The organism is Bradyrhizobium sp. 170 (assembly GCF_023101085.1).
Classification (GTDB): Bacteria; Pseudomonadota; Alphaproteobacteria; order Rhizobiales; family Xanthobacteraceae; genus Bradyrhizobium.
On sequence record NZ_CP064703.1, the window covers coordinates 5,167,155 to 5,189,687 of the forward strand.

Annotated in this window: 20 protein-coding genes; 8 read left to right on the forward strand and 12 right to left on the reverse strand. The window is 63.4% G+C overall.

Annotation, left to right across the window (positions count from 1 at the left end; translation table 11 throughout):
* Positions 1–32: 32 nt before the first annotated feature.
* The 8 genes from IVB05_RS24205 to IVB05_RS24240 form a co-directional block, all read right to left on the reverse strand.
* Entirely contained in the window at positions 33–1,262 is a 1,230-nt protein-coding gene (locus tag IVB05_RS24205; protein WP_247778410.1) for a TIGR03862 family flavoprotein, read from the reverse strand.
* Positions 1,263–1,400: 138 nt separating this feature from the next.
* The gene (locus IVB05_RS24210) at positions 1,401–2,318 is read right to left on the reverse strand and encodes an SDR family NAD(P)-dependent oxidoreductase (protein ID WP_247778411.1); all 918 of its coding nucleotides are present in this window, start codon (positions 2,316–2,318) and stop codon (positions 1,401–1,403) included.
* Between the two features lie 126 nt (positions 2,319–2,444).
* Positions 2,445–2,924 carry a MaoC family dehydratase gene (locus IVB05_RS24215; protein WP_247778412.1) on the reverse strand — a complete coding sequence of 160 codons (480 nt, stop codon included), beginning with the start codon at positions 2,922–2,924 and terminating at the stop codon, positions 2,445–2,447.
* A gap of 3 nt (positions 2,925–2,927) precedes the next feature.
* Positions 2,928–4,658 (reverse strand): AMP-binding protein, encoded by a 1,731-nt coding sequence (locus tag IVB05_RS24220; protein WP_247778413.1) that lies wholly within the window; start codon positions 4,656–4,658, stop codon positions 2,928–2,930.
* Positions 4,659–4,668: 10 nt separating this feature from the next.
* Positions 4,669–5,556, reverse strand: a complete 888-nt coding sequence (mmsB, locus tag IVB05_RS24225) for a 3-hydroxyisobutyrate dehydrogenase (protein WP_247778414.1) — start codon at positions 5,554–5,556, stop codon at positions 4,669–4,671.
* Positions 5,557–5,590: 34 nt separating this feature from the next.
* Complete coding sequence (locus IVB05_RS24230) at positions 5,591–6,673, reverse strand: enoyl-CoA hydratase/isomerase family protein (protein ID WP_247778415.1); 1,083 nt, start codon at positions 6,671–6,673, stop codon at positions 5,591–5,593.
* The gene (locus IVB05_RS24235; RefSeq protein WP_247778416.1) at positions 6,670–7,815 is read right to left on the reverse strand and encodes an isobutyryl-CoA dehydrogenase; all 1,146 of its coding nucleotides are present in this window, start codon (positions 7,813–7,815) and stop codon (positions 6,670–6,672) included. The genes IVB05_RS24230 and IVB05_RS24235 overlap by 4 nt, the downstream gene beginning before the upstream one ends.
* A gap of 24 nt (positions 7,816–7,839) precedes the next feature.
* Positions 7,840–9,336, reverse strand: coding sequence for a CoA-acylating methylmalonate-semialdehyde dehydrogenase (locus tag IVB05_RS24240; protein ID WP_247778417.1), 1,497 nt, complete (start codon positions 9,334–9,336; stop codon positions 7,840–7,842).
* Positions 9,337–9,508: 172 nt separating this feature from the next.
* Between IVB05_RS24240 and IVB05_RS24245 the strand changes: the two genes are divergently transcribed.
* Complete coding sequence (locus tag IVB05_RS24245; protein ID WP_247778418.1) at positions 9,509–10,423, forward strand: LysR family transcriptional regulator; 915 nt, start codon at positions 9,509–9,511, stop codon at positions 10,421–10,423.
* Between the two features lie 134 nt (positions 10,424–10,557).
* Here the strand turns inward: IVB05_RS24245 and IVB05_RS24250 are convergent, their stop codons facing one another.
* Both IVB05_RS24250 and IVB05_RS24255 read right to left on the reverse strand, forming a co-directional pair.
* The gene (locus IVB05_RS24250; protein ID WP_247778419.1) at positions 10,558–11,178 is read right to left on the reverse strand and encodes a TetR/AcrR family transcriptional regulator; all 621 of its coding nucleotides are present in this window, start codon (positions 11,176–11,178) and stop codon (positions 10,558–10,560) included.
* A gap of 62 nt (positions 11,179–11,240) precedes the next feature.
* Positions 11,241–11,777 carry a PaaI family thioesterase gene (locus IVB05_RS24255; protein ID WP_247778420.1) on the reverse strand — a complete coding sequence of 179 codons (537 nt, stop codon included), beginning with the start codon at positions 11,775–11,777 and terminating at the stop codon, positions 11,241–11,243.
* A 137-nt stretch (positions 11,778–11,914) separates the two neighbouring features.
* On the opposite strand from IVB05_RS24255, the gene IVB05_RS24260 reads away from it, so the two are divergent.
* From IVB05_RS24260 to IVB05_RS24275, 4 genes are all read left to right on the forward strand, one after another.
* Positions 11,915–12,685, forward strand: a complete 771-nt coding sequence (locus tag IVB05_RS24260; RefSeq protein WP_247778421.1) for an enoyl-CoA hydratase — start codon at positions 11,915–11,917, stop codon at positions 12,683–12,685.
* Between the two features lie 19 nt (positions 12,686–12,704).
* The gene (locus IVB05_RS24265; protein ID WP_247778422.1) at positions 12,705–14,396 is read left to right on the forward strand and encodes an FAD-dependent monooxygenase; all 1,692 of its coding nucleotides are present in this window, start codon (positions 12,705–12,707) and stop codon (positions 14,394–14,396) included.
* Positions 14,393–14,578: a hypothetical protein gene (locus tag IVB05_RS24270; protein ID WP_247778423.1), complete on the forward strand. Its 186-nt coding sequence runs from the start codon at positions 14,393–14,395 to the stop codon at positions 14,576–14,578. The genes IVB05_RS24265 and IVB05_RS24270 overlap by 4 nt, the downstream gene beginning before the upstream one ends.
* 283 nt (positions 14,579–14,861) lie before the next feature.
* Positions 14,862–16,142, forward strand: a complete 1,281-nt coding sequence (locus IVB05_RS24275) for an MFS transporter (RefSeq protein WP_247778424.1) — start codon at positions 14,862–14,864, stop codon at positions 16,140–16,142.
* A 111-nt stretch (positions 16,143–16,253) separates the two neighbouring features.
* Here the strand turns inward: IVB05_RS24275 and IVB05_RS24280 are convergent, their stop codons facing one another.
* Together IVB05_RS24280 and IVB05_RS24285 are read right to left on the reverse strand one after the other, a co-directional pair.
* Positions 16,254–17,813: a carboxyl transferase domain-containing protein gene (locus IVB05_RS24280; protein ID WP_247778425.1), complete on the reverse strand. Its 1,560-nt coding sequence runs from the start codon at positions 17,811–17,813 to the stop codon at positions 16,254–16,256.
* Positions 17,743–18,720: an IclR family transcriptional regulator gene (locus IVB05_RS24285; RefSeq protein ID WP_247778426.1), complete on the reverse strand. Its 978-nt coding sequence runs from the start codon at positions 18,718–18,720 to the stop codon at positions 17,743–17,745. The genes IVB05_RS24280 and IVB05_RS24285 overlap by 71 nt, the downstream gene beginning before the upstream one ends.
* Positions 18,721–18,859: 139 nt before the next feature.
* Here IVB05_RS24285 and IVB05_RS24290 point away from each other — a divergent pair, with 139 nt between their 5' ends.
* The 3 genes from IVB05_RS24290 (at position 18,860) to IVB05_RS24300 (ending at position 22,532) form a co-directional block, all read left to right on the forward strand.
* Positions 18,860–19,081, forward strand: a complete 222-nt coding sequence (locus tag IVB05_RS24290; RefSeq protein ID WP_247778427.1) for an acetyl-CoA carboxylase biotin carboxyl carrier protein subunit — start codon at positions 18,860–18,862, stop codon at positions 19,079–19,081.
* 172 nt (positions 19,082–19,253) lie between these two features.
* The gene (locus IVB05_RS24295) at positions 19,254–20,417 is read left to right on the forward strand and encodes a TAXI family TRAP transporter solute-binding subunit (RefSeq protein WP_247778428.1); all 1,164 of its coding nucleotides are present in this window, start codon (positions 19,254–19,256) and stop codon (positions 20,415–20,417) included.
* A gap of 51 nt (positions 20,418–20,468) precedes the next feature.
* Positions 20,469–22,532 carry a TRAP transporter permease gene (locus IVB05_RS24300; protein ID WP_247778429.1) on the forward strand — a complete coding sequence of 688 codons (2,064 nt, stop codon included), beginning with the start codon at positions 20,469–20,471 and terminating at the stop codon, positions 22,530–22,532.
* The last annotated feature ends 1 nt before the right edge of the window (position 22,533 follow it).

Genomic DNA, 22,533 nt, shown 5'->3' on the forward strand with positions numbered 1-22,533 from the left:
ATGATGATGGGTTTCGCTGCGCTCTACCCATCCTACGTTCTTAGCCACTTCAGTGCGCCCCGCCCTGCGGCCGCCCCGGTCGCAAACGACGCCTGTAGCAGATAGCCGCCGGTCGGCGCTTCCCAGTCCAGCATTTCGCCGGCGACAAACACGCCGGGCAAGCGGCGCAGCATGAAGTCGCCGTCGAGTTCGCTGAACGGTATCCCGCCCGCGGTGGAAATCGCGCGCGCAATCGGCGCGACGCCCGTAAGTTCGATCGGGACGGCGTTGATCAGGCTGGCAAGGTCGGGCTGCGACAACGACGCGAGCGAAGCGCCGGATGCCTTGGCCGCCTCCTGCAGCAATCCGATCGCAACGGGCGAGAGGCCAACGGCCTTGCGCAGGAAATTCGACAGAGACTGTTTGCCTTTCGGCACCGAGACCTTCGCGATCAGCGCTTTCAGGTCGAGATCGGGCCGCGGCGCCACGTACAGCGTCACCCGACCTGAACGGATAATGGCTTCGCGTAAATCGGCCGACAGCGCGTAGATCGCGCCGCCTTCGATGCCGGCTCGGGTGATGATCGCTTCGCCGCGCACGGTGTGCGCACCAAAGCTCAATGCCACGCCTTTCAGCGGCTGACCTTCGAACCGGTCGCGAAAGATATCCGACCAAGCGACGGTGAAGCCGCTATTGGCCGGGCGCAGCGGCGATATCTGCACGCCTTTCGCGGCGAGCGTTTCGACCCATGCGCCGTCGGAGCCCAGCCGCGGCCAGCTTGCGCCGCCGAGCGCCAGTACCGTCGCGCCCGCCTTGACGGCATGCAGTCCATCCGGTGCTTGAAAGCGCAGCGGGCCCTGCTCGTCCCAGCCGGTCCAGCGGTGACGCAGCGCCAGTTTTACGCCCATCGAATCCAGCCGCCGCAGCCACGCCCGCAGCAACGGCGACGCCTTGAAGGCCTTTGGAAAAACCCGGCCGCTGGAGCCGACAAAAGTTTCCTGTCCCAGCGCTTCGCTCCAGTCGCGCAAGCCGCTCGGCGGAAACGCTTCGATCGCGGCTTTCAGATGCGGCATCGCCTCGCGGTAGCGCGCAAGGAATTGCGGCAATGGCTCGCTATGCGTGAGATTCAGCCCGCCTCGCCCCGCCATCAGGAATTTGCGGCCGACGGAGGGCATCGCGTCATAGACGGTGACTTCAGCGCCGCCTTGCGCAAGCACTTCCGCCGCCATCAGGCCGGCCGGGCCGGCGCCGATGATGGCGACGTTCTTGGGAGGTGATGACATGGCGGGAGTGTAAGCCGGATTCACAGTTTGTAGGGTGGGCAAAGCGAAGCGTGCCCACCAATATTCACCGGCATCGGAGATGCGTGGTGGGCATGGCGCAAAGTGCGCCTTTGCCCACCCTACGAATTGGCCGGCGAGCTACAGCTTGATCCCCGCGCGCGCCGCGGCCTGCGCTACATACTTCTGTGTCTGCTCGAACGCGCCTTGCAGCGCCTTCGCCTTCGAAACATCGTCGATCTCGGCAAAATGCGCGGCAATCGCATCCGGCGTCCAGTCGGATTGAGCCAGGTTGATGCCTTCGGTCTCGATGATCTTGATCACCGCAAACGAGCCTGCGCCGGCGCCCATGATGGTGCGGGTGGGCGCGTCCTCGCTGAGCAGGAATTCCACCGCCGGCGTGATCGCCTCGGGGCGCATCAGGGCCAGCGCCTGCGGTGGCAGCAGTTCTTCCGTCATCCGGGTCGCGGCCGTCGGCGAAATCGTGTTGACGCGGATGTTGTTCTTGCGGCCTTCCTCGGCCAGCACGTTCATCAGGCCGACCATGCCGGCTTTGGCGGCGCCGTAATTAGCCTGACCGAAATTGCCGAACAGGCCCGACGACGAGGTGGTCAGCACGATGCGGCCGTAGTTGCGCTCGCGCATGCCATCCCACACCGCCTTGCAGCAGTAAAAAGTGCCGACGAGATGAACATCGAGTACTTTGGCAAAGTCGGCGATGTCCATTTTTGCGAACGACTTGTCGCGGAGAATGCCAGCGTTGGCGCACAGGAGATCGACGCTGCCCCACTCCTTCGTAGCCCGCTCGACCATCGCCGTGACTTGTCCGAACTTCGAGACGTCGGCGCCGTCGGCCATGGCGACGCCGCCGGCTTTGCGGATCTCCTCGACCACGGCCTCGGCAGGGGTCAGCGAGCCGCCGGTGCCATCGCGCGCGCCGCCGAAATCATTGACCACCACCTTGGCGCCGCGGCTTGCCAGCCCCAGCGCATGCGCCCGTCCCAGACCATTGCCCGCGCCGGTGACGATAGCGACGCGTCCGTCAAACCTGATTGCCATGAGTGGAATTCCTGGATGTGGGTTTCTCTCGTCATGCCCGGCCTTGTGCCGGGCATCCACGTCTTCTTGGTTGCTGCATAGCAAGACGTGGATGGCCGGGACAAGCCCGGCCATTACGGGCCGAAGTCAATTGAAATAGATCAGCCCGATCCAGTCGGCTACCAGCGCCGGCTTATCCTCGCCCTCGATCTCGACGGTGACGTTGGTTCGCGACTGCAGCTCTTTCGGCTTGCGCAGCTTGGCCTCCATGAGCGTGAAGCGGCCGCGGACGCGCGAGCCGGCACGGACCGGCGAGAGGAAGCGCAGCTTGTCAAAGCCATAGTTGACGCCCATCGCGGTGCCCTCGATGACCGGCATCACCTCATAGGACATGATGCTCATCAGCGACATGGTGAGGAAGCCATGCGCGATGGTGTTGCCGAACGCGGTTTCCTTCTTCGCCCGTTCCGGATCTACATGGATGAACTGATGGTCCTCGATCACGTCGGCATAAACGTTGATCCGGCTCTGGTCGATCAAGTGCCATGACGACACGCCGATCTCCTTGCCGACCATGGCCTGATAGGCCTCAAACGAGACCGGCGGTTTCTTCCAGACTTCATTCATTGATCAGCTCTCCAGCCCGGCGGTCCGCACCTTCTGCAGCTCCGGGAATTCTTCTTCGCGGAACTCGGCGCCGCGCAACGCATCGCTTCTGACATTATCATGTTCGAGCCGGCGCAACTGCACGCGGCGGATCTTTCCGGAAATCGTCTTCGGCAGTTCCGTGACCAGTTCGATCTTGCGGATGCGCTTGAACGGCGCGAGCCGGGTGTGCAGGTGCTTGAAGATCGACAGCGCGGTTTCGGGCGAACGCTCCACGCCCGATACCAGCAGCACATAGGCCTTGGGGATCGCCAGCCGGATCGGATCGGGGCTCGGTACGACTGCGGCTTCGGCCACCGATTCATGCTCCAGCAGCACGCTCTCCAGCTCGAACGGGCTGATGCGGTAGTCGGATGATTTGAAGACGTCGTCGGAGCGGCCGACGAACGTGAGGTAGCCCTCGTCGTCGGCGAACACCACGTCGCCGCTGCGATAGAGATCGCCGTCGGCGCCGGAGAGCTTGCCATCCTCGCCCTGATAGCCCTGCATCAGGCCTGCCGGGCGGTCGGCGCCGAGCACCAGCGTCACCTCCCCCTCCTTGGTGACGTGGCCGTCATTGTCGGTAATCTGCACACGGTAGCCGGGCAGCGGGCGCCCCATCGACCCGACCTTGACCTTCTGGCCCGGCGAGTTGCCCGCGAGTGCGGTGGTTTCGGTCTGGCCGTAGCCGTCGCGGATGGTCAGGCCCCACGCCGTCTTCACCTGATCGATCACTTCCGGGTTGAGCGGCTCGCCGGCGCCGCAGACCTCGCGCAGGCTCACCTTGAACTCGGCAAGCTTCTCCTGGATGAACAGCCGCCACACCGTCGGCGGCGCGCACAGCGTGGTGACGCCGCAGCGCCCGATGGTCGCGAGCAAGGCTTTTGCATCGAAACGCGGCTGGTTGACCACGAACACAGTGGCCCCCGCATTCCATGGCGCGAAGAAGCAACTCCAGGCATGCTTGGCCCAGCCCGGCGAGGAAATATTCAGATGCACATCGCCCGGCTGCAGCCCGAGCCAGAACATCGTCGACAGTGCGCCGACCGGATAGCTGCGCTGGCTGTGCCGCACCAGCTTTGGTTTTGCGGTCGTGCCCGAGGTGAAATAGAGCAGCATCGGGTCGTCGGCGTTGGTCGGACCGTCAGGCGCAAAGGTTTCGGATGCGCTCGCCGACTGTTCGAAGGGGAGCCAACCGTCGTGCTTCGAGGTCGCGCCGACCACGATGCGCGCCAGATTGTCGGCGCCAAGGCCAGCAAACTTCGCGACCTGATCCTGTGAAGCCACCACCACCCTCGCCTTGCCGCGATCGAGCCGGTCACGCAATTCGTCCGGGGTAAGAAGCGTGGTGGCGGGGATCACCACCACACCGAGCTTCATCGCCGCCAGCATGGTCTCCCATAGCGGCACAACATTGCCGAGCAGCAACAACAGATGGTCGCCGCGCTTCAATCCCTGCGCACGCAGGAAGTTCGCGACCTGGTTGGAACGGCGCGACAGCGCCGCGAAGGAGAGTTTTGTCTCCTTGTCGCCGGCATCGACGATCCAGAGCGCCGTGCGATCCCGGCTGTCGGCATTGCGTGCGAGTTCCGCATCGAACCAGTCGAGCGCCCAGTTGAACGGAACCGGATCGGGCCAGCGGAACCCTTTTACGGCCGTATCGTAATCCGTGCGGTGCTTGAGCAGAAAGGCGCGCGCTTCCTGGAAGGTCGTCATCAGGTCTCCGTTATTTCCCGGCGAGACTCCTAACGTGCTGGATAATCCCGGAAAAATCCACCCCGCCGTGGCCGGCGGCGTCGAACGCCTTGTAGAGCTCCTGCGCGTGCTTGCCCAGCGGCGTCGCAGCGCCCGCGGCGTTGGCCGCGTCCTGCGCCAGCGTCAGGTCCTTCACCATCAGCGCCGAGGCAAATCCCGGCTTGTAGCCGTTGTTCGCCGGCGAGGCCGGCACCGGGCCCGGCACCGGGCAATAGGACGTCAGCGCCCAGCACTGCCCCGAGGAGGTCGAGGCGACGTCGAACAGCGCCTGATGCGACAGGCCGAGCTTTTCCGCGAGCGCAAAGGCCTCGCCGACGCCGATCATGGAAATGCCCAGGATCATGTTGTTGCAGATCTTGGCCGCCTGCCCCGCGCCCGCGCCACCGCAATGCACGAGCTTCTTGCCCATGTTCTCCAGCACCGGTTTTGCTGCCGCGAACGCCTTGTCCTCGCCGCCGCACATGAAGGTCAGTGTTGCGCCCTTGGCACCGCCGGTTCCGCCCGACACCGGGGCGTCGACCGAAAGCATTCCGCTCTTGGACGCCAGCGCGTGCGCCTGCTTGGCGCTCTCGACGTCGATGGTCGAGCAATCGATGATCAGCGTGCCCTTGGTCATCACGGGGATCACCTCGTTCCAGACCGACAGCACATGCTTGCCCGCAGGCAGCATGGTGACGACGACGTCGGCGCCCTTCACGGAAGCAGCCGAACTCTCCGCAATGGCCGCGCCGTCGGCCTTGGCCTGATCGCGCGAGGCCGCGACCAGATCGAACGCGGTGACCTTGTGGCCGGCCTTGACCAGATTGGCCGCCATCGGCCCGCCCATGTTGCCGAGACCAATGAATGCGATAGTTGCCATCTCGAATCCTCCGCTTGAAACTTTTCTATTTTGATCAGCTGAATTTCAATTCGGCGGCGCCGATCTCGGCGAAATACGGCGCGACCATTGCCGGCGTCACGTCCTCGATCCGCGGCGGCGACCACTTTGGACTGCGGTCCTTGTCGATCACGGCCGCGCGCACGCCCTCGCGGAAATCGTCGCTGGCGAAGACTTCCAGCGCGGCGCGATATTCCCGTACCAGGCATTCCTCCAGCGAGCGGGCCGTACGCGCCAGCCGCAACAACTTGAGCGTCACCACCATGCCACGCGGCGACTTTTCGTTCAGCGTCTTCAACGTCGACAGCGCCAGTTCCGACCCATCGCGCTGCAGCGCTGCGACGATATCTTCCATGCGATCATGGGCAAACCATGCGTCGATCTTCGATTCCATCGCTGCGACGGGGCCGGCGGTCTCGCCTGTCGCAAAGGTTTCGATGAGGGTTCTGATTTCGCCGGACGTTATACCGGGTCCGGCCCGAGTGAGAACTTCGCGCAGGGCGGCCAGTTCTTCGGACGGCACCACCAGATCGGCAAAGCCTGCATGGATCGCGTCGGGGCCATTCATGGTCTGCCCGGTCAATCCGAAATAAGTGCCGATCTCACCCGGCGAGTGCGACAACAGCCAGGTGCCGCCGACATCGGGGAAGAAGCCGAGGCCGACCTCGGGCATGGCCAGCTTCGTTTTCTCGGTCACGACGCGGTGGCTGGAGTGCGCCGATAACCCGACGCCGCCGCCCATCACGATGCCGTCCATGAAGGCGACGTACGGTTTCGGGAATTTCTTGATGCGGGCGTTGAGGATGTATTCCTCGCGCCAGAGGATCTTGCCGAGGTCACCCCTGACCTTCGAGCTCTCCCAGAGCGCGCGGATGTCGCCGCCGGCGCAGAGACCGCGCTCGCCCGCGCCTTCCAGCAGGATCACGGCGACTGCGGGATCGGCCTCGAAGGCATCGAGCGCCTTGTCGATGTCGCGAAACATCTCCAGCGTCACCGCATTGATAGCCTTCGGCCGATTGAGCCGGATCACACCAACGCCACCTTCGCGCTGCGCGATCACGTCGCCTTCGATGAGCGCGGCTGCAGCAGTTGCTGTCATCGCGCGCCCTCGATCATCTTGCGCGACACGATCATCCGCATGATTTCGTTGGTCCCTTCCAGGATCTGGTGCACGCGCAGGTCGCGCACGATCTTCTCGATGCCGTATTCGCTGAGGTAACCGTAGCCGCCATGCAGTTGCAGCGCCTGGTTGGCGACCTCGAAGCCGACGTCGGTGCCGAAACGTTTGGCCATCGCGCACAGCATGGGGGCGTCGGCATCCTTGCGGTCGAGCGCAGCCGCCGCACGCCACACAAAAGTCCGCGCCGCCTCCAGTTCGGTCGCCATGTCGGCGAGGCGAAACTGCAGCGCCTGGAATTCGTCGAGGCGTTTTCCGAAGGCTTTTCGTTCCTTCATGTAGGCGAGCGATTTGTCGAGCGCGCTTTGCGCGCCGCCGAGTGAACACGCCGCGATATTGATGCGGCCGCCGTCGAGCCCGGCCATCGCGATCTTGAAGCCGATACCCTCGTCGCCAAGTCTATTTTCGACCGGCACGCGCGCATTCTCGAAAATCACCGCGCGGGTCGGCTGCGCGTTCCAGCCCATCTTGCGCTCGTTGGCGCCGAACGAGACGCCCGGCGTGTCGGCCGGAATGACAAGCGTCGAGATGCCACCGGGACCGTCGGCGCCGGTCCGGACCATCACCACATAAAGATCGCCCTTGCCGGCGCCGGAGATGAACTGCTTCTGGCCGTTGAGCACATAATGGTCACCGTCGCGCACCGCGCGGGTGCGCAGCGCCGCGGCGTCCGAGCCGGAGCCCGGCTCGGTCAGGCAATAGCTCGCCAACAGCTCCATGGTGCAGAGCTTTGGCAGCCATTTCTGGCGCTGGGTGTCATTGCCATAGGCATCGATCATCCACGACGCCATGTTGTGGATCGAGATGAAGGCCGACACGGTCGGGCAGCCGGTCGCCAGCGCCTCGAAGATCAGCGCGGCGTCGAAGCGGGTCATGGCGGAGCCGCCGACGTCGTCCTTGATGTAAATGCCGCCGATGCCGAGGCTTGCGGCCTCGCGCATCACATCGACCGGAAAATGCTTCTCCTCGTCCCAGCGCAACGCATGCGGCGCGATCTTCTCCGCGGCGAATTCGCGCGCCATGTCGCGAACCGCCACCTGGTCCTCATTGAGAGCGAACTGCATCTCCGCGCCTCGCGCTGTGATGCGTCAGTTCATCGTCGGAATCGAGAACTCCGCGCCTTCCTTGACACCGGACGGCCAGCGCGAGGTGATCGTCTTGGTCTTGGTGTAGAAGCGGATCGAATCCGGACCGTGCTGGTTGAGATCGCCGAAGCCGGACTTCTTCCAGCCGCCGAAGGTGTAGTACGCGATCGGCACCGGGATCGGCACGTTGATGCCGACCATGCCGACATTCACCTTGGCCGCGAAATCGCGGGCGGCGTCGCCGTCGCGGGTGAAGATCGCAACGCCGTTGCCGTAGTCATGGTCCGATGGCAGCGCCAGCGCTTCCTTGTAGTCGTGGGCGCGCACCACCGACAGCACCGGGCCAAAGATCTCTTCCTTGTAGATACGCATGTCCTTGGTGACGTTGTCGAACAGCGAACCACCGAGATAGAATCCCTTCTCGTAGCCCTGCATCTTGAAGCCGCGGCCGTCGACGGCAAGCGTCGCGCCTTCCTTGACACCGATATCGATGTAGTTCTTCACCTTCTCGACCGCTTCGCGCGTCACCAGCGGGCCGAAATCGGCGGACGGATCGACCGAGGTGCCGATCTTGAGCGACTCCACGCGCGGAATCAGCTTTTCCATCAGGCGGTCGGCGGCGGTCTTGCCGACGGGCACCGCGACCGAAATCGCCATGCAGCGCTCGCCCGCCGAGCCATAGCCGGCGCCGATCAGTGCATCGACGGTCTGGTCCATGTCGGCGTCGGGCATCACGATGGCGTGGTTCTTGGCGCCGCCAAAACACTGCGCGCGCTTGCCGGTGGCGGCTGCGCGCTCATAGATATATTGCGCGATCGGCGAAGAGCCGACGAAGCCGATCGCCCTGATGTCGGGATCGTCGAGAATGGCGTCGACCGCTTCCTTGTCGCCGTTGACGACGTTGAGGACGCCGGGCGGGAGGCCTGCCTCGATCATCAAGGCCGCCAGCATCATCGGCACGCCAGGATCGCGCTCCGAGGGCTTCAGGATGAAAGCGTTACCGCAGGCGATCGCAGGCGCGAATTTCCACATCGGGATCATCGCCGGGAAATTGAACGGCGTGATGCCAGCGACGACGCCCAAGGGTTGCCGCATCGAATAGATGTCGATGCCGGGACCGGCGCCTTCGGTGTATTCACCCTTCATCAAATGCGGGATGCCGCAGGCGAACTCGACGACCTCGAGGCCGCGCTGGATGTCGCCCTTGGCGTCGGGAACGGTCTTGCCGTGTTCGCGCGCCAGCATGTCGGCGAGCTTGTCGTAATCGCGCTGCGCGAGTTCGAGGAATTTCATCATCACGCGCGCGCGGCGCTGCGGATTGGTGTTGGCCCACTCGACCTGCGCGTCCCTGGCGTTTTCGACGGCGGCGCGAACCTCGGCCTTGGAGGCCAGCGCCACCTTGGCCTGGACGTCGCCGGTCATCGGCTCGAAAACGTCAGCCGTCCGCCCGGACGTGCCCTTGACCTCTTTACCACCGATGAAATGTCCGATTGAGCGCATGAATGATCTCCCTGAGAGCCGAGCCTCGGTCGAACCGAGGCTCTAAACGATGTTCTGACGCGCTTTCTTCACGCGAACCGGTACCCACTTCGCTCGAAAGCGCTATGGAGCCCTTTTTGACCTGCATTTCTTAGGATACAAGTCCGATATATTGCACCTTAGATGTGCGGAAATGCTGGATCAAGGCACCAAGACGATCGATTGGGATGACTTCCGTTTCGTGCTGGCGATCGTCCGCGGCGGATCGGTTTCCGCTGCCGCCAAGCAGCTTGCCGTCGATCATGCCACAGTGATCCGGCGTGTCGACCGCCTGGAACGGCATCTCACGGCAAAGCTGTTCGATCGCCGCAAGACCGGATATCTCCTGACCGAGGCCGGCCAGCGCGTCGCCGACAGCGCGGAAGCGATGGAATCCACCATCGTCGCCAACCAGGAGGCGGTCGGCGGCTCGCGCGCGCATCTGACCGGCACCGTGCGGATCGGCGCCCCCGACGGTTTCGGCAGCCATTTTCTGGCCTCGCGGCTGGTCAAATTCACCGAACGGTATCCCGATCTCGACCTGCAGCTCGTGGCGACCGCGCGGCTGTTCAGCCTGTCGAAGCGCGAAGCGGACATTGCCATCAGCTTGACGATGCCGAAGGAAGGCCGGATCGTCGGGCGCAAGCTGCTCGACTACAGCCTCGGGCTCTACGCCGCCCCCGCCTATCTCGACCGCGCGCCCGCGATCAGGAGCCGCGGCGACCTGCCCGCGCATCGCTTCGTCGGCTACATCGAGGAACTGCTGTTCACGCCGGAACTGGATTACCTGCCCCAGGTCTCGCCAAAGATTTCCGCCAAATTCCGCAGCGCCAACCTGATCGCGCAGCTCAACGCCACCATCGCGGGGTTTGGAATCGCCGTGCTGCCCCACTTCATGGCGACGGCGCATCCGGAATTGCGCCCGGTATTGCCTGATGAGATTAGGATCTCGCGCAGCTTCTGGATGCTGATGCACGCCGACAGCAAGGATCTGGCGCGGATCAGGGCGGTTGCCGATTACATCCACGAGACGGTGGACAGCGAGCGCGCGCTGTTTGGAGGAAGGTGAACTCTCACCACGTTATTGCGAGCGAAGCGAAGCAATCCATAGCGCCGCAAGCCGAAGCATGGATTGCTTCGCTTCGCTCCCTTGCGCAAACGCTTCGCGTTTGTCGCAGGCAATGACGGCGGCGAATTTCGAATTCAATTCACCTTCGCCCGCGCCTTCTTCACGGCTGGCTTCGTCGCCTCGGCACGGGCCAGCGCCGCCTCGCGGCCGGCGACGAGAATTTCGTCCGACAGTTCACCGCTGCCGGCCACGCGGGACATCACCAGGGCACCCATCATGGTCGCCAGCGTGCCCATGGCCTGCTTGCGCGCCGTCTTTCGCGGCACATCCAGAATCTGTTCGGCCATCACATCGATCAACTGTTCGAGCTTGGCGCTAAAGGCCTTGCGGGTTTTGGCGCTTTCGCGGGCGATCTCGGCGCCGAGCGTCGGGACCGCGCAGCCGCGGCCGGGATCGTCGCGATGCACCGTCGAGACGTAGGAATCGACGATCGTCGAGAGCCGCTTCTCCGGCAGCGTCTCGGCGGCGATCTTCCGCCAATGCTCGGCCGAGCGGTCCATCGCATAGGCAAAGGCCTCGATCACCAGCGCGTCGCGGGAATCGAAATGCGCGTAGAAGCCGCCATGGGTCAGGCCTGCCTCCTTCATCAGGTCGGCGACACCGATGCCATGCGCGCCCTTTTCGCGAAGCCGCACCGAGGCTTTCTTCACGATCCGCGCGTGGGTCTCCTGCTTGTGCTCTTTCGAATAACGCATCAACGCGTCCCATGAAATGTTTGCAGTCATATAATAGCAGTTGTGCGGGCGAAAAGCTGCATCTATTTCGCTTTTTCAACGCCGATCATCGTGAATGTGGCGGTCGCGTGCACTGCAAGATTGCCCGCGCCGTCACGGACGAAGCCTTCGGCATAGCTGGTCTGGCGGCCGAGTTTTACCACTCTGCCTTCCGCCGAGATCGTGCGTGATTGCACCGACAACGGCCGCAGATAGGTCAGCTTGAGGTCCAGCGTGACCGAGGTCTGCCCCGCCGGCTGCATGGTGGCAATGGCGCAACCCATGGCGGTATCCAGGAGTGCCGCGGCGGTCGCGCCGTGGAGCAGTCCGATGGTATTTTCGAGGCTTTCATCCGGGTCCAGTTCCATCACGATACGGCCGGGTTCGGCGATGCGCATCTCGAAACCGATCAATCGGGCCATCGGCGGCGGTGGCAGGATGCCGTCGCGGATCGCGCACATCGTCTCCAGCCCGGACATGCCGGAGGCCGCCTTCGCCACCGGCCCCGGCGCCTGCCAGTCCACCACCCGGTGCCTGCGCGTATCGAACGAAAACAGATCGGCGGTCTCGGTCGTAGTCATGGCAGCTCCTTTGAATGATGATCGTCATTTTATAACGGCATATTCCGCCACGCAACGCCCATCCGCCTGCCCTTGACAAGCCGGCGTAATGTCTTGGAAGTGACGCCAACCGCCAGAACAAGTCCGGGAAAAACAAAATGGAAATGCTCAATCCCCATTGCGGCGTCGACCGCGACGGCAGAGGCGTCATTCGCCTGTCGATCTGCAACGCAGGCTCCCTCAACATCCTCTCCTCCGCCGTCACCGACGGGGTCCGCAAAGGGTTTGAGGATCTCGCCGGCGACAAGGACATTCGCGCGGTGATCCTCGCCGGCCAGAGCGAAAAGAGCATGATCGGCGGCGCCGACATCAAGGAGATGGCAAAGCTCGACCAGAAATCCGCGGAAGCCTTCATCACCCGGCTGCGCGACCTCTGCGAGGCCGTGCGCCACTTTCCGGCGCCCGTGATCGCGCGGCTTCCGGGCTGGTGCCTCGGCGGTGGCCTCGAAGTCGCCGCCGCCTGCGATTTCCGGATTGCGGCCCATGATGCCAAGTTCGGCATGCCGGAAGTGCGGGTCGGCATCCCCTCGGTGATCCATGCCGCGCTGCTGCCGCGGCTGATCGGTTGGGGCCGCGCCCGCTGGCTTGTCATGACGGCAGAGAATATCGACGCGCCCACCGCGCTCGCCTGGGGCCTGGTCGACGTGGTAGCGAAGCAAGGCGGGCTCGACGATGCGGTCGAGCATACGGTCAACGCGCTGCTCGAATGCGGTCCCGAAGCGCTGCGCGCGCAGAAGGCATTGATGCGCCAGTGGGAGGAACTGCCGCTGACCGAATCCGTCAACTTAAGCGTCGGCGTCTTCGGAAAATCCTTCCTGACCGGCGAGCCGCAGCGGCTGATGCAAGGGTTTCTCGACCGCAAGAAATAGACGGAGAGAGAAGAGAGATATGAGACCTGCCGGCAAGGGAGCGCTGGAATCGCTCTATTTCGAATATCCTAGGTTCGCTGCGCGGCGTGTCCCCGAACTTGACGGCGCCACGACACGACGCCCGGTATTGATCGCGGGCGCCGGCCCGATCGGCATGACCGCGGCGCTGGTGCTGGCGCGCTACGGCATCCGCAGCGTCCTGATCGATCGCAAGGACACATTTAATGACGGCAGCCGCGCGATCTGCATCGCGCGGCCGAGCATGCATATTCTGGAACGGATCGGCGCGATCGCGCCGTTCGTCGAAAAGGCGCTCGGCTGGCGGTTCGGCCGCAGCTACTATCGCGGCGAGCAGATTTTCCGGCTGGAGATGCCGCAACCGCCGGGCGAAAAATATCTGCCGATGTACAATCTGCAGCAGCAGTACATCGAAAAATTCCTGCACGATGCGGTCGCGACCAGCGAACTCATCGACATGCGCTGGCAGAGCGAACTTACCGGCCTCGAGCGCCACGTAGACGGGGTTTCTGCCCGTATTTCATCGCCGGAAGGAAACTACTATCTCGACGCTCTCTATCTGCTGGCGGCCGACGGCGCGCGCTCGCCGATCCGGTCGATGCTCGGGCTCCGCCTAAAAGGTGACAATTACGAAGGCCGCTATGTGATCGCGGACATCCGCATGGATCATGACTTCCCGACCGAGCGGCGGGCGTTCTTTGAGCCAAGCGGCAACCCCGGAGGCACTGTGCTGATCCACAAGCAGCCGGACGATATCTGGCGCGTCGACTATCAGCTTCGCGAAGGCGAGAGCGAGGAAGAAGCTCTCAAGGAGGAAAACATCCGCGCACGCGTCAGCGCGATCCTCGCCGATATCGGCCACACAAAACCGTGGGAACTGGACTGGTGGAGCGTCTACTCCGCCAACACCCTCTGCCTCGACGATTACCGGCACGATCGCGTGTTCTTCATCGGCGATGCCGCGCACATCGTGCCGATCTTCGGCGTGCGCGGACTGAACAACGGCCTGGCGGATGCCGAAAACATCGGCTGGAAGCTCGCGCTTGTTCTGCATGGCGAGGCGGACGACCGCCTGCTCGACAGCTATTCGCCGGAACGGCGCGGCGCCACGCTGGATGTGTTTGCCAACGCCACCAAGAGCACGCGCTTCATGACGCCGCCGACGCGCGGCTGGCGACTGGCGCGCGAGGCGGCCCTGTCGCTCAGCTTGAAGCACGAGTTTCCGCGCGGGCTCGCCAATCCGCGCCAGATGCAGCCGTACACCTATTCGGAAAGCCTGCTGACGCCCTATGCCGGACGCGACGCTGAATTTGCCGGCGGCCCTGCTTGCGGCAGCGCCGCGCCGAACGCTGGGCTCGCTGACGGAAGCTATCTGCTGGATCGCGCCGGCAACGGCATGACGGCGATCCTGTTCTGCGAGGGGCAACCCACTGCCGAACAGGCGGCGCTGCTCGCGCAACTCGGCCGGATCGACAAGCGTTTCGTTCCGGTGGTGGTCACGTCAAGCGGCTCCGCCTTCGAAGCGAAAGCCATTGCGGACGGTGACGGCGAAATCGCCCGCGTGTTCGCTGCCGTGCCCGGTACGCTCTATCTGCTGCGGCCCGACCTGCATATTGCCGGGCGATGGAAGGCCGTCGCTCCCGGCGAGATCCTGAAAACCGCAGGCCTTTGCCTGGGAAGCGAGACGCCATGAGCGCCATGCCGTTCGAAGACTTCGAGACCGCCTATGAGACGCTGGCGACCGCGATCGATCAGGCGGGGGCCGCACGCGAAGCGCTGTTCCTGACCCGGCTTGCGCTCGTGCTCGGCCACGAACTCGGCGACGTCGCGGCCTTCAGGAAAGCCATCGAGACCGCGCTCGACGGACTGGAATAGCGAGCGTTCGACAAACCTTGCCCGGACGGAGATCGATCAATTTCTCTCATGCGAATGGCCGCGTTTTTTCATGGAATGATCCGTTGCGATTCTCCGCCGCGCATAATATTATAAGTATAATTCAATGGGCGCAGCTGACCCGCGCGCGGATCAATGCTGACGCAGGGCGTTCCCATTTCGTGTCCTGAAACGAGGGAAGTATGACATTTATGTCAGACTGCCGTCGGGTCAGAATGCACACAGCAAACCAGACAAACCTTCCCACTGGATTCTCTGAGGCCCAATGATCTCGAACTGGCTGTCAGCCGCCCTCTCCCGCCGCAACATCCATTACGGCTGGGCGATGGTTGGCGTGACCTTCCTCACCGCCCTGATCTCGGCCGGCACGGTCGGCGCGCCCGGTGTTTTCATCGTGCCCTTGCAGAAGGAGTTCGGCTGGACCACCGCGGAGATTTCCTCGGCGCTCTCGATCCGCTTCATCCTGTTCGGGCTGATGGCGCCATTTGCCGCGGCGCTGATGAACCGCTACGGCCTGCGCAATGTGGCGCTGTCGGGGCTGCTGATCGTCGTATCAGGGCTCGTCGCGTCGCTGGCGATGACCAAGGTCTGGCAGCTGATGCTGCTGTGGGGCGTGGTGATCGGGCTCGGTACCGGCATGACGGCGCTGGTGCTGGGCGCAACGGTCGCCGCGCGCTGGTTCGTGGCGCGGCGCGGCCTCGTCGTCGGCATTCTCACCGCGAGCGTCGCGACGGGACAACTCGCGTTCCTGCCGCTGCTGGCAAGCCTGACCGATCATTACGGCTGGCGGATCGCGCTGGCGCTGATCTGCGTGATGCTGGGTGTGGCCGCCTTCGCCGTGCTGCTGGTCATGCGCGACCGGCCGAGCGACGTCGGCCTGCGGCCGTACGGCGACGAAGGCACCGAGCCGCTGCCGGCGCCACCGCCGAACAACGCACCGATCATGGCGGCAGCGCTCGGCACTCTCCGCGATGCCTCGAAGTCGGGTGTGTTCTGGATCCTGTTTGCGACGTTCTTCATCTGCGGCGCCAGCACCAACGGCCTGATCCAGGTGCATTTGATTCCGATGTGCCTCGACTTCGGCATTCCGCAAGTGCAGGCCGCAAGCCTGCTCGCGGCGATGGGAATTTTCGATTTTGTCGGCACCATTGCCTCGGGCTGGCTGTCGGATCGCTACGACAATCGGAAGCTGTTGTTCTGGTATTACGGGCTGCGCGGCCTGTCGCTGCTGTTCCTGCCCTTCTCCGATTTCACGCTCTACGGCCTGTCGCTATTTGCGGTGTTCTACGGGCTCGACTGGATCGCGACCGTGCCGCCGACCGTGCGGCTCACCGCGCAACGATTCGGCCCGGAGCGCGCCAACCTCGTGTTCGGCTGGATTTTTGCCGGCCATCAGTTGGGTGCGGGCGTCGCGGCCTTCGGCGCCGGCCTGTCGCGAACGATGCTGCAGACCTATCTGCCGGCGTTCTTCGTCGCCGGTGCGCTCTGCATTGTCGCCGCGCTGATTGTACTGGCGATCTCACGGCCGAAGCCGGTGGCGGCGTGAGTATCTCGTAGGGTGGGCAAAGGCGCACTTGCGCCGTGCCCACCATCTTTTCTCATCGGCACAGAATGGTGGGCACGCTTCGCTTTGCCCACCCTACAATCTGGGCGTCAACTACGGCCGGATCGCCATGTTCGTCGCCGGCCCTACGGTGCGGATCGGTTCGGCGAGCCGTGCGAATTCGCACAACAGCGAACGCGTCTTGCGGGGATCGATCACTTCCTCGACCCAGAATTTCTCGGCCGAACGGAACGGCGAGCGCAGCTTGTTGAGGCGATCCTCGATCTCCTTCAGCTTCGCGGCCGGATCATCTGAAGCATCGATGTCGGCGCGGTAGGCCGCCTCGATGCCGCCTTCCAGCGGCAGCGAACCCCAATAGGCCGACGGCCAGGCATAGCGCATCGAATAGCGATTGGCGGGCTGGTGCACGACGCCGGCAACACCAAAGGCATTGCGCACGATGATGGTGCACCAGGGCACGGTCGACTGGTTGACGGCGGCCATCGCGCGCACGCCGTGACGGATGGTCGCCGACTTCTCGGCCTCAAGCCCGATCATGAAGCCCGGACAATCCATCAAGTAGACCACCGGCAGATGGAAGGTCTCGGCGAAATCGACCCAGCGCACCACCTTCTGGCAGGCCTCCGCGGTCCACGACCCGCCATAGTGGAAGGGATCGCTGGCCAGCAGCAGCACCGCGCGCCCCTCGAGCCGCGCAAGCCCGGTGATAACAGGGCGGCCGAAATTGGCGTTGACCTCGAAGAACGAGCCCTTGTCGACCACGGCGTCGATGATCGGGCGCATCTTGTAGACCTGGCGGCGATTGCGCGGCACTGCCTTCAACAGCGATTCTTCCGCGCGCTCCGGATCATCGGTGCAGGGCGTGGTCGGCGGCAGGTCGTACACCGATGACGGCAGATAGGACAGAAAGCGCCTGGCGCGTTCGAACGCCTCCTCCTCGGTATCGACGGCATCGTCGACGCCGCCGGCGCGGGTCTGGATCTCGGCGCCGCCAAGTTCTGTTTTCGTCAGGTCCTGGCCGAGGCGCTTCACCACCGGCGGACCTGCGACGAACATCGCGGAATTCCGGGTCATGACCGAATAATGGCTGGCGGCAAGCCGCGCCGCGCCAAGGCCCGCGACCGAACCGAGCCCGAGGGCGACCACGGGCACGCGAGCCATGTTCGCGGTCGTGAACCAGTACCAGCGCGTGCCGCCGACGCCGCCGGGCAGATTAGCCGCCCCGCGCGTTTCAATTGTCTTCACCGAGCCGCCACCGCCCGAACCTTCGATCACGCGGATGATCGGCAGGCGGAAATCATGCGCCATTTCCTCGGCCATCAGCGGCTTGGCCGAGATCGAGGCGTCGGCCGAACCGCCGCGCACGGTGAAATCGTCGCCGACGACGACCACGGTGCGGCCGTCGATCTTGCCGCGGCCGAACACGCAGTTCGCCGGCGTCAGGTGCTTGAGTTCGCTGTTGTCGTCGTATTCGGCGATGCCGGAGATGGCGCCGATCTCGTGGAAGGAATTCTTGTCGATCAGTCTGTCGATGCGCTCACGAACCGTGAGCCGGCCCTGGTCATGCTGGCGCTTGACCTTGTCAACGCCTCCCATCTCGCGCGCGAACGCTTCGCGCCGAGCGAGGTCGTCGAGCTCCGGCTTCCAGTTCATTCGTATCCTCCGTCTTGATGATCTTGTTGTTATTATGGATCGGTACCGGAAGCGGCTTTCTTTCGATACGGTTGGCGAAGATGTCGCCCTCGGCGCCTTCGAGCAGGCTGCCAATCGCAACGCCGAGCTGGAGCATCTGCGGCGCCACTTCCCTGTGCAGCCGCTTCTCGTCAAACATCGCGGCGAGAAGGCCGATCGTCACAACGACGAAGGTTTGATACTGCGGCGACCACACCGGCACCGCGCAACCGTTGATGTGTGGACTCCAGGTGCCGCAGCCCACGACATAGCCGTGTTCGCGCAAATGGCGGCGGTTGTCCTCGATGCGCGACTTCAACAATCCCGAGTTTCCCGGAATCTCGCGCTCCATTTCGGCGATCAAGGCATCGCCGACATCTATATCGAGCGCTGCGGTGTAGGCAAAGCCGGCCGCGGTGCTCGTCATCGAGATGCGGCTGCCGGTGCCTTCATGCAGGCCGAGCGCGTTCGCGGCACGCGCGAATTCGAGATAGACCAGATGATAGCGATCGGGAATCACGAAGCCGACGGTACCCGGCAATTGATCGGCGACGTCCTGCAGCCGCAGCCTGATCAGGTTGCGAAGCTGCAACCCCTTCATCATCGAGGTGCTCATCGCCACCGCGCTTGGACCGATACGGTATTTCTGATCGCGCGGCAGATAAACGAGCTGGCCCATCCGCGTCAGCGTGTGGGTCAGCCGCGACACCGTCGATCGCGGCAGTCCGCAACGGCTGGAAATTTCCAGATTACCCAGTCTCGCTTCATGACCCTCGAAGCATCGCAGGACATCGAAGGCCCGCGACACCACCTGGATCACATCACCCTCGCCTGCGAGATCGCTGGCGAGCATTCCCTGCTTGCTAAGCCGTTCCGAGCGTCTTCCCATTGTTATGGCTCCATGGCCTAATTCCGCCCTGCGGAACAAAATTCCACTTGCAGAACAAACTACCTCAGGCAATCTGCGGCCACAACAAAAAGCCGTTCGCGAGGACACCAGTCCGTCAGACGGTCCCCGGAGAACGGAAATGCCAGACATCAAGATCGTCACCGAAGTCGCCGGTCGCGTGTGCGCACTTCCCGTCACAACCGGCGGAGATGTCGGTGACGGCGACGAGATTGCTTTCGTCGAAGCCATGAAGATGGAAATTCCGGTCACGTCGACGACGGCAGGAAGAATCAAGGCTATCCTGGTCAAACTCGACGACGTCATCGCCGAAGGACAGGTCGTCGCAATCATCGAAGCTTAACCGGATCACGGCATAGATGTGCTTGCGACGTGCTTGCGACGATTTCCGCGACAATCTGTCCAGCTCGGGTGTAGACGTCTGCGCACCTAACGTTGCCATCGCCAGCGGCCGATGACATGATCAACGCTAACAAGAGACTTTCGCAAAGCGAAAACCATCTGAGGGAAAAACTATGATTCATCGGTTGACGGCGCTCGCGCCAATTGCCCTGGCAGGCATCTCGCTGCTGGCCTCGCCGGCCTATTCCCAAGACGTCAAGCTGCCACCGACCATGGTCGTCACCGCCTATGACACCGGAACGGCGGGCTTCAACATCGCCGTCGGCATCGGCAAGATGATGAAGGACAAATACGGTACCGATGTCCGCGTGCTGCCCGCCGGCAACGACGTGGCGCGACTGGCACCGTTGCGCGCCAAGCGCGCGGCCATGTCCGCGATGGGCTCCGGCTCCTATTTCGCTCAGGAAGGCGTGTTCGAATTCGGCACCAAGGAATGGGGTCCGCAAGCCCTGCAATTGGTGCTGTCTACCGTCGACTGCAACGCCGCTACGCTCGGGGTCGCCAAGGATACCGGCGTGACCGAGATCAAGCAGCTCAAGGGCAAGCGCGTCGGCTTCGTCGTCGGTTCGCCGGCGCTGAACCAAAATGCGCTCGCGATCCTGGCGTTCGGCGACCTCAAGCAAAGCGACGTCAAGATCGTCGAATTCTCGAGCTATGGCGCGATGTGGAAGGGCATGATCAACAACGACGTCGATGCCGCCTTCGCCACCACCATCACCGGCCCGGCGAAAGAACTTGAGACATCACCGCGCGGCATCATCTGGCCGCCGCTGCCCGCCAGCGACAAGGCCGGCTGGGAGCGCGTGAAAAAGGTTGGCTCGTTCTTCTTCCCGCACACCGCGACCTGCGGTGCCGGCATCACCAAGGACAAGCCGATCGAGCTCGGCAACTACCCCTACCCGATCTTCGTGTCTTACGGATCGCTGGGCGCCGACGAGGTCTATGCCATCACCAAGGCGATGATCACGGGCTACGACGCTTACAAGGATGCCGCGCCGGGCGCGGGCGGCCTTGCGGCCGACCGCCAGACCAAGAACTGGGTGGTCCCGGTGCATCCGGGCGCAGCCAAGGCGCTGAAGGAAGCCGGTCAGTGGACCGACGCACAGGAAGCCCACAACAAGGAATTGCTGAAGCGCCAGCAAGTGCTAGCCGCCGCATGGACGGACTATGGCAAGGCCAATCCGCCATCGGATGACAAGGCGTTTCTTGACGGCTGGATGAAGGCGCGCGCTGCGGCGCTGGCAAAGGCGAATATGTCGAACGGCTTTGAACAATAGTACCGCCTTTACTCGCTCAAGTCGAAGGCCAACACCGTCTCGGGGGAAATGATGTCACCTTCTGCGAGCGATAGCATCGTCGCGCCAGCAAAACGAATTGAGTTCGACGACCCGCATGCCAACATGCAGGAAGCCGAAGTCACGCGGGTGCGAACATTGCGTGGGGCCTGGCGCTGGGCGCTGGTTGTTGCCACCGCGGTAACCATCCTGCTGTGCATCAACCAGCAATTCTCGCTGCGCTTCTTCCTCGGCTACACGCAGCTCAACACCGAGTATTTCTATCTGTTGATCGCGCTGATGCTGCCGTTCACGTTCCTGATCTTTCCAGGAACCGAGCGCTCGCCGCTCGATCGCATTCCCTGGTATGACATCCTGCTTTTCGTCGTCACCTTCGCCTGCGCCATTCTCCTGATGCGCAGCGTCCGCAAGGCGGCGGAAGCTGGTTGGGAATTCGGCGGCGCGCCGACGGACGTCATCGTCGCCGGCGTCATCATGTGGGTAGTGCTGATGGAAGCGTTGCGGCGCACCGGCGGCTGGAGCCTGCTGTTGAGCGTGCTGCCATTTACGGTTTATCCGCTGTTTGCAGACGCGAAGTGGTTGGGACCGTTCCGCGGCACGCAATCGACGCTTGAACAGGCAACGTCCTATCACGTGCTGTCGGGGGAAAGCCTGCTCGGCATCCCGATCCAGGCTTTTGCCGACACCGTAATCGGCTTTCTGGTGTTCGGCACCGCGCTGATGATGACGGGCGCCGGAAAGTTTTTTATCAACCTGTCATTCTCGCTATGCGGCACCTTCCGCGGCGGCGCGGCAAAAGTCTGCATCTTCGCCTCCGGGCTGCTCGGCATGATGTCGGGTTCGATCATCTCCAACGTGCTGACCGCCGGCACCATGACCATTCCGGTCATGAAGAAGAGCGGCTTCCGCGCCTCCTATGCCGCCGCGATCGAGGCCTGCGCGTCGACCGGCGCGGTGCTGGCGCCGCCGGTGATGGGCGCGACCGCATTCGTGATCGCGCAGTTCCTCAACATCAGCTACGCCGACGTCGCGCTCGCCGCGATCATTCCTGCGGTGCTCTATTACGCCGGACTGTTCATGCAGGTGGATTCCTATGCCGCGCGTCACAACCTGAAAGGCATTCCGCGCGCCGAACTGCCGAAGGTCTGGGACACCATCAAGGAAGGATGGTACTACATCTTCGTCATCGCGCTCCTGATCGTGATGCTCTTGTATTTCAAGCGCGAGAGCCACGCGCCGTTCTACGCGACCGCGCTGCTTCTGGTCTTGAACCAGCTTTTCTCGAAGGACACGCGCTGGACGCTCTCGACCATCAACAAGTTCTTCGAGGTCAACGGACGCACCTTTGTCGAGCTGGTCGGCATCCTGGCTGGTTGCGGCCTCCTGATCGGCGCGTTCTCGATGACCGGCGTGGTCTCCAGCCTCGCCAACGATCTGTTGCGGATCGCGGGCGACAATGCGTTGCTGCTGCTCGTGATGTGCGCCTTTACCAGCCTCGTCCTCGGGCTCGGACTGACGACGACGGCCTGCTACATCTTCCTCGCCATCCTGGTGGCGCCCGCACTGGAAAAACTCGGCCTCAACCGTATGGCCGTGCACATGTTCATCTTCTACTGGGGCATGTTGTCTTCGATCACACCACCGGTCGCCATCGCCTCCTTTGCCGCGGCCGGCATCGCCGGCTCACCGGCGATGAAGACGGGATGGGAATCGATGTGGGTCGGCAGCATCATCTATTTTATCCCGTTCTTCTTCGTGCTGAACCCGGCGTTGGTGCTGCAGGGACCAAGCCCGTATCTCGAAGGGCTCGGGCTGATGGCGCTGGCGGGCTTCGGCACGTTATTCATCTGCGGCGGCATTCAGGGCTACCAGGTGTTTGTCGGCGACCTCCGGGGCGCAGGCATGCTGGAATGGCCGCTGCGGGTATTGCTCGTCATCGGCGGCTTCGTGATCGCGACGCCCGGCGGCGGCATCATGCCGCTGTCGCAATGGCAGATCACCTCTCTTGGATTGGCGATCCTGATCCCGACCGTTCTAATCGCGCTGGTGCTGATACGGCGCCAGCCTCCAGCGGCGAACCAGTTGCACGCTCCCTGAT

Bases quoted from the DNA above. Each gene is read 5' to 3' on its own strand.
- IVB05_RS24205 (WP_247778410.1), bottom strand. From the start codon at position 1,262: ATGTCATCACCTCCCAAGAACGTCGCCATCATCGGCGCCGGCCCGGCC.
- IVB05_RS24210 (WP_247778411.1), bottom strand. From the start codon at position 2,318: ATGGCAATCAGGTTTGACGGACGCGTCGCTATCGTCACCGGCGCGGGC.
- IVB05_RS24215 (WP_247778412.1), bottom strand. From the start codon at position 2,924: ATGAATGAAGTCTGGAAGAAACCGCCGGTCTCGTTTGAGGCCTATCAG.
- IVB05_RS24220 (WP_247778413.1), bottom strand. From the start codon at position 4,658: ATGACGACCTTCCAGGAAGCGCGCGCCTTTCTGCTCAAGCACCGCACG.
- mmsB (WP_247778414.1), bottom strand. From the start codon at position 5,556: ATGGCAACTATCGCATTCATTGGTCTCGGCAACATGGGCGGGCCGATG.
- IVB05_RS24230 (WP_247778415.1), bottom strand. From the start codon at position 6,673: ATGACAGCAACTGCTGCAGCCGCGCTCATCGAAGGCGACGTGATCGCG.
- IVB05_RS24235 (WP_247778416.1), bottom strand. From the start codon at position 7,815: ATGCAGTTCGCTCTCAATGAGGACCAGGTGGCGGTTCGCGACATGGCG.
- IVB05_RS24240 (WP_247778417.1), bottom strand. From the start codon at position 9,336: ATGCGCTCAATCGGACATTTCATCGGTGGTAAAGAGGTCAAGGGCACG.
- IVB05_RS24245 (WP_247778418.1), top strand. From the start codon at position 9,509: ATGCTGGATCAAGGCACCAAGACGATCGATTGGGATGACTTCCGTTTC.
- IVB05_RS24250 (WP_247778419.1), bottom strand. From the start codon at position 11,178: ATGCGTTATTCGAAAGAGCACAAGCAGGAGACCCACGCGCGGATCGTG.
- IVB05_RS24255 (WP_247778420.1), bottom strand. From the start codon at position 11,777: ATGACTACGACCGAGACCGCCGATCTGTTTTCGTTCGATACGCGCAGG.
- IVB05_RS24260 (WP_247778421.1), top strand. From the start codon at position 11,915: ATGGAAATGCTCAATCCCCATTGCGGCGTCGACCGCGACGGCAGAGGC.
- IVB05_RS24265 (WP_247778422.1), top strand. From the start codon at position 12,705: ATGAGACCTGCCGGCAAGGGAGCGCTGGAATCGCTCTATTTCGAATAT.
- IVB05_RS24270 (WP_247778423.1), top strand. From the start codon at position 14,393: ATGAGCGCCATGCCGTTCGAAGACTTCGAGACCGCCTATGAGACGCTG.
- IVB05_RS24275 (WP_247778424.1), top strand. From the start codon at position 14,862: ATGATCTCGAACTGGCTGTCAGCCGCCCTCTCCCGCCGCAACATCCAT.
- IVB05_RS24280 (WP_247778425.1), bottom strand. From the start codon at position 17,813: ATGAACTGGAAGCCGGAGCTCGACGACCTCGCTCGGCGCGAAGCGTTC.
- IVB05_RS24285 (WP_247778426.1), bottom strand. From the start codon at position 18,720: ATGGGAAGACGCTCGGAACGGCTTAGCAAGCAGGGAATGCTCGCCAGC.
- IVB05_RS24290 (WP_247778427.1), top strand. From the start codon at position 18,860: ATGCCAGACATCAAGATCGTCACCGAAGTCGCCGGTCGCGTGTGCGCA.
- IVB05_RS24295 (WP_247778428.1), top strand. From the start codon at position 19,254: ATGATTCATCGGTTGACGGCGCTCGCGCCAATTGCCCTGGCAGGCATC.
- IVB05_RS24300 (WP_247778429.1), top strand. From the start codon at position 20,469: ATGTCACCTTCTGCGAGCGATAGCATCGTCGCGCCAGCAAAACGAATT.